Origin of the sequence: Vibrio sp., from assembly GCF_038138445.1 — a bacterium.
Classification (GTDB): domain Bacteria; phylum Pseudomonadota; class Gammaproteobacteria; order Enterobacterales; family Vibrionaceae; genus Vibrio.
This window is the reverse complement of sequence record NZ_JAYQDQ010000144.1, coordinates 4,536-6,231: the sequence shown is the minus strand read 5'-3', so window position 1 is coordinate 6,231 and position 1,696 is coordinate 4,536. Positions and strand designations below refer to the sequence as shown.

The 1,696-nt window shown below is 41.4% G+C and carries 4 protein-coding genes; all 4 read left to right on the top strand.

Annotated elements, in window-relative coordinates; genetic code table 11:
• A partial coding sequence (locus tag AAFM34_RS20170) for a hypothetical protein (RefSeq protein ID WP_341665945.1) occupies positions 1-237 on the top strand: 237 nt, incomplete at its 5' end.
• Positions 155-1,093, top strand: coding sequence for a hypothetical protein (locus tag AAFM34_RS20165; protein WP_341665943.1), 939 nt, complete (start codon positions 155-157; stop codon positions 1,091-1,093). The genes AAFM34_RS20170 and AAFM34_RS20165, both read left to right, overlap by 83 nt.
• Before the next feature lie 11 nt (positions 1,094-1,104).
• Positions 1,105-1,374, top strand: coding sequence for a hypothetical protein (locus tag AAFM34_RS20160; protein WP_341665941.1), 270 nt, complete (start codon positions 1,105-1,107; stop codon positions 1,372-1,374).
• Positions 1,355-1,696 (top strand): hypothetical protein (locus tag AAFM34_RS20155; RefSeq protein ID WP_341665939.1); only part of this gene is annotated, 342 nt, incomplete at its 3' end. The genes AAFM34_RS20160 and AAFM34_RS20155, both read left to right, overlap by 20 nt.

Here is a 1,696-nt window from a genome sequence, read left to right as displayed (position 1 = left end):
ATATCAGGCAACCCTTGTCCTATTTTAGTAAAGGGCAAAATGGTGTTTGGCAAGAACGCAGTGCTGGCGATGAGAAACCAGCCTGACGTCTATATTCCTGACTATAGTAAAAAGAAGAACTTTTACGATACAATTTTAGGAATAGGAGAAACAAATGAAGCTGAAGAAACTAATGGCGGCGATAGCATTAGTATCAGTGAGCGCTTCCGCACTAGCAGGACCGATTCAGTGGACTAGTGTCGACAATCTTGTAGCAGCAAGTGCAAGTCTACAAGACACATTCGATAGAGGTTTAAAAAGAGTTGGTGGTTATGCAGGATCAGCAGGCGCTGGCCACGTATCACCATATAGCTATCTTACTGTGCAAGCAACAATGGTAACTACGGCACAGAAAGATGCGTACAATGCAGCAATTGGTGAAGTACAGGCCGACGTCTTTTCGAAAACTGCTGAAGAGTATTTTGGTGAAGAGTACGTCAATGCGCAGAATGCAATGGATGTAGCGGTTGATCAGTATGTAGCAGCAGCAACACCTCTTGCAGTTGCAAATCACATTAGCAACATGGCACAGCAAGTTCAATTGAGCGGTGATGCTGTACAAGGTCAACAGTTGCAAGCATACGTGACTAATAATAATGTGCTCATGACACAGACAAATGTAGTTGACTATAACAACTCATTGAGTATATTGCAAGGTGCGGCAGACCAATTTGCTGGTGTTGCAGCCGTATATAATGATCCACAGTTGGTTCAAAACTTTCAGTCTATGGCAGATGCAGACGGCGTTGACTTCTTGAATGCTGATGCTTTATTCTTAGATCGTATTGAAGATCCTGTAGCATTTACAGGTTATCAGGCTGCTTTGGTCGTTGACTTCACATCAATGAACAGCACTATGTATGTTCAAGATATCTCAACGAAACTTGTGACTACTGAGTTCTTGAATCAGGCTGGTAACCAAAGTGGATTCTATGTAACTGGTCCAACACAAGATTCAATTACAAGTTGTCAGATTGTACAGAACAGCACAATCTTCCAGACATATCAATCGCAAGATCCGAATATGCCTTGTTATATTGAGCCAGGGGCATAATAAATAGAATTATGGAAATTACACGTAATGATTTAACAATGGTACAGGTCACCCTGATGGACGGGGTGACCAATGTCAAAAAAATGCAAGGTGCTTATATTTACCTTGCTGAAGGTCAGAGATTAAGTGACTTAATGAATGACGGTAGATCATTTCTGCCCATATATAAACTAGATACTATGTACACCGGTACAGCGTATGATATTGTAATGATTAATAAAGCGGCAATCGCAATGATTGAGGAACAAGAAGAAACAAGTTATGGCCATAGAAGATATTGAGTTAGATGTTGGTGGTACAAAATTCAAAGGCGTTTGGATTGCAATTCTAGCGTCCTTTGCAACTACTATTGGTGGTGGTATATGGGCCGCATCCGAATTCTTCTCTCGTCTCGAGGCTTTAGAAGAAAATGTCGAATCAGCGGTTACTCAATCAGTAGCTTTAGAGGCTCGCTTTGACCAATATTCTGAAGGCATCGATGAAGACATTGATGGCTTTGAGAATCAAGTTGCAGTTGTCGAAAAACAAGTGGAGAACGCTGGTATTGACGAATTGCAAGGCAAGTTAGCAGCATTGTCTACTAACCTTCAGCAAATCTTGGAA

What these genes read in the sequence shown, in the direction of transcription:
- AAFM34_RS20165 (WP_341665943.1), top strand. Translation starts at nt 155, where the DNA reads ATGAAGCTGAAGAAACTAATGGCGGCGATAGCATTAGTATCAGTGAGC.
- AAFM34_RS20160 (WP_341665941.1), top strand. Translation starts at nt 1,105, where the DNA reads ATGGAAATTACACGTAATGATTTAACAATGGTACAGGTCACCCTGATG.